Origin of the sequence: Desulforegula conservatrix Mb1Pa, assembly GCF_000426225.1 — a bacterium.
Classification (GTDB): domain Bacteria; phylum Desulfobacterota; class Desulfobacteria; order Desulfobacterales; family Desulforegulaceae; genus Desulforegula; species Desulforegula conservatrix.
In genome coordinates this window covers 1-2,036 of sequence record NZ_AUEY01000162.1, presented here as the reverse complement: position 1 = coordinate 2,036, position 2,036 = coordinate 1, and the positions used below count along the sequence as shown (strand labels likewise).

Sequence of the window (2,036 nt, the reverse complement as noted above, 5' to 3'; positions counted from 1 at the left end):
GGAAAATAGTGGTATTCTCCAGGTGGCAAAAAGTTCCCGTAGTTTGCCGAGTCCATCGTGTGGACAACGACCATTACTGCCTTGCATTCAACCCCGGCTGGCACAACCACATCTTTCCAAGATCCATCGCCGTTCAGGGTCAGTAATTTGCGTTCTGTGCTTGAGTGGATGGGCTTGTCATTGCCGTCGAGCGGGAAACCCTTGTAGCGTCCTGTTGTCATAATTTGCCTCCGTTTTTATGCCGCAAATTCAGTGGTTAATCCGGTCTGTAGCTTTCTCAGTACTTTTTCAGCCGCTTCAGCCTTTGTGATCACTCCATCCTTGTTAAAATCCAGTCCCTTGTTCTGAAGGTATCGTTTCGGAGCTTTGGGATCATCTTTTTTGAACAGAACATGATTTAACGGCTTGCCAATGGCAGCAGGCCAGAGAATCGCCATGTAAACATCCTCAAGCGTTTTCAGTCTGCCCTTGTATGGCTTCAGGTATGATCCCACGTAATAAAGCTGCTCTTCCGGCTGCATTCTTCCAAGAAAATCCGTGGTTGTTCCAAGGCTTCGTGCTGTTGCTGGCATAAACTGAATCAGCCCAACTGCCCCGCTTCCTGCCGCGTTTTGGATTGAAGGTGAGAATGTTTCCGCTGTTTCAAAGGCCATCGCGGCCATCAGCCAGTTTGGATCTGTTTCAAGCCTTTCAGCAATTTCTTTAACTTTTACCCTGAATTCAGGGCTTACTTTGTTTCCCCATGCGAGCATTTTCACCCTCCTGCTTTTTTAATGACTGATGGTGCGTGCATGGACGGCAAGCACCCTATATTCACTTCACCATTTTCCTCTTACACCTTTCAGCACCCCCGGTTCATGGCGAACACCAACACCATGCCAAGGCCAGAAAATCCATTTTATAGATTCAAGAAAAGACAATGGAGGGATTATGAAACAGTACATTCTTGAAAGGCTCAAAGAGCCGTCCACATGGCGCGGCCTTGTTTTGATAGCTACAGCGCTCGGCGCAAAAATATCACCAGACCAGGCAGAGGCCATTATTGTCGCGGGGCTTTTGCTTGTGGGTGCCATTGGCACAGGCTTTAAGGGGTAAATCATGTCTTCTGTAACGATAGAATTCTGGCCGCTATTAACAAGCATAGCAGGAGTCCTCATTACGTTTTTGGCCTTCGCTTTCGCGTTCGGCAAAATACTTCTGTCCCAGACTGACCGCAGACTTGAAACAAGATTCAAGTCAATGGAGGAAATCAGGGTCGAGGCGGCAAAAAATTGGGAAGAAAAGTTCAGGGATGTTCTGTCCCAGGCAAGACAGGAAGCCAAGGGCTGGCAGGATATTGAAAGAGAGTTTCTGAAATTCCGGGCGGCGCTCCCTCTGGAATATGTCAGGCGTGAAGATTATGTGCGCAACCAGACAATCATAGAAGCCAAGCTTGATGCTTTGGTTTTGGAGATAAAAAATCTGCAACTGAAAGGATTACGCGAGTGTTAGATCCTGCAAAAACCAGAAGAGAAACAATCAGATGGTACATTCTCCTGACCCTCAATAACGCCAGGCCAATAGGCGCGTATGAGGAGCTTGTTCTTGCAACCATCCAGGGCATTCATCCTGATGCTACTGCGCTGGAGCTGAGGCGTGAGCTTGATTATCTGGAAGACCGCAAACTTGTGGATCTGAAAAAAGAGCCGTGCGGCAGGTGGTTTGCGGGGTTGACCAGACTTGGTGTGGATATAGCGGAATACACGCTTGATTGTGAGCCTGGGATAGCAAGGCCGGTGAAATATTGGTGATTTCGTCTCGCATCCAGGATGACACAAGGCGGAATAATTGAACCGGTGGCAAATGCGTCAGTTCGATTCTAAGGCCTCAAAAAGCAAAAGACGCCCTGATGTATTCAAAAGGCAGGGTGAAGAGTTTTTAAACGGTGTTTAAACACCTTCCCGGATGGATTTGAATAATGCCCAAACCCAGCAGCATAGAAATTTTGCCACAGGCGGTCAAAGAGTGGCTGGACACGACTCTGGTTGAAAAGAATT

Annotated in this window: 5 protein-coding genes; 3 read left to right on the top strand and 2 right to left on the bottom strand. The window is 47.8% G+C overall.

Going from position 1 to position 2,036, the window contains the following annotated elements:
• Together K245_RS25880 and K245_RS0121485 are read right to left on the bottom strand one after the other, a co-directional pair.
• Window positions 1-221, bottom strand: a 221-nt coding sequence (locus K245_RS25880) for a hypothetical protein (RefSeq protein WP_035277967.1), incomplete at its 3' end; no start/stop codon positions are given.
• Window positions 222-236: 15 nt separating this feature from the next.
• Entirely contained in the window at window positions 237-752 is a 516-nt protein-coding gene (locus K245_RS0121485; RefSeq protein WP_035277965.1) for a transglycosylase SLT domain-containing protein, read from the bottom strand.
• A 178-nt stretch (window positions 753-930) separates the two neighbouring features.
• On the opposite strand from K245_RS0121485, the gene K245_RS28175 reads away from it, so the two are divergent.
• From K245_RS28175 to K245_RS0121470, 3 genes are read left to right on the top strand one after another with little or no spacing between them, the layout of a single operon-like run.
• Window positions 931-1,095 (top strand): hypothetical protein, encoded by a 165-nt coding sequence (locus K245_RS28175; protein WP_198013961.1) that lies wholly within the window; start codon window positions 931-933, stop codon window positions 1,093-1,095.
• 3 nt (window positions 1,096-1,098) lie between these two features.
• A complete protein-coding gene (locus tag K245_RS0121475; RefSeq protein WP_035277962.1) occupies window positions 1,099-1,491 on the top strand; it encodes a hypothetical protein in 393 nt (130 codons plus the stop codon).
• Entirely contained in the window at window positions 1,485-1,790 is a 306-nt protein-coding gene (locus K245_RS0121470; protein ID WP_027360802.1) for a hypothetical protein, read from the top strand. Before K245_RS0121475 ends, K245_RS0121470 begins: the two co-directional genes overlap by 7 nt.
• The last annotated feature ends 246 nt before the right edge of the window (window positions 1,791-2,036 follow it).